A 1,178-nucleotide genomic window follows, 5' to 3' on the forward strand; every position below is an offset into this window, starting at 1 on the left:
TCTGGTCTGAATGCAGCAAATACCCGTCTGGATAGTCTGTCGACTGTCACTCAGGCAGGGCTGGTTAGTGCCAGCACTGGTTTGAGCAGTCTATCGTTGTCAACAACAACCGATCTGAACAACTTAACGGCCAGTCTGAACGCCACTAATCAGAATCTGACTTCATTACAACAGAATGCCTTGCAATGGAATGGCAGTGCTTACGATGCCAGTCATGGCGGCAGTGCACAGCGCATTACCAATGTGGCAGCGGGTCGTATGGCAGCAGATTCTACCGATGCCGTTAATGGTGGCCAGCTCTTCAGCCTGTCCAGCTCTACTTCAACCGGCCTGAACAGTTTGTCAACAGTAATTTCGACAACAGTGATTTCCGAAATCAACAACATCAATAGCTCTATATCGACCGGATACGATAGTTTGTCAATTAGTCTGAGCACAACAAAAGATGATCTGGATAAGCTGACAAGTAGTACGAGTACTGGTCTGAGCAGTTTGTCTACTGCAAGTCAGAAAATTCGTAAAGATGTTGATTATCTGAAAGAGAACAGCCTGCAATGGAATAATGATGAAGACGGATTTGATGCCGGAAAACCAAATAATCTGACTCGTGCCCCCATTTATCGCAAGATTATTAATGTGGAAGAAGGTAAGGTTGAAGAGGGTTCACATGAAGTAGTAGTGGGCGGACAGTTGTTTACTGTGAAAAGTGATCTGGCCAGCTTATCTACCGCCACTTCATCCAGCCTGTCTTCATTAAGTAAGGATTTAGGTGATCTGTCGACAAGCACTATTATCAATAATATCTCTTATCTGACAGAAAATGCATTGCAATGGAATAGCTCTCTGAAAGCCTATGATGCAAGCCATAATGGTGTAGCACAGCGCATTAGTAATGTGGCAGCAGGCCGTATGGCAGCAGATTCTACCGATGCAGTTAATGCAGGCCAGCTGTGGGACGTGAAAAACGATCTGAAGAATCTGTCTACAACGGTAAACAATTTACCTACAGGCAATATTTCACAAGATGCTCTGATCAGCCTGTCAACTTCAATTAGCAGTAGTATTAACTCAATAGCAGCAGCACTGGGTACTTCGCCTAATTCAGTAAGTGGTGGTGGTATTGAGATGCCAAGCTACAGTACTTCTACTCCTGCTGGAGGCTCAGTGGTAGCAAATAG

The 1,178-nt window shown here is 44.8% G+C and carries 1 pseudogene; it reads left to right on the forward strand.

From position 1 onward, the window contains the following. Positions 1–1,178 (forward strand): annotated as a pseudogene (locus tag MJ761_RS10815) (hypothetical protein); the annotation flags it as partial.

It is taken from the genome of Snodgrassella communis, assembly GCF_914768045.1.
Lineage (GTDB): Bacteria > Pseudomonadota > Gammaproteobacteria > Burkholderiales > Neisseriaceae > Snodgrassella > Snodgrassella communis.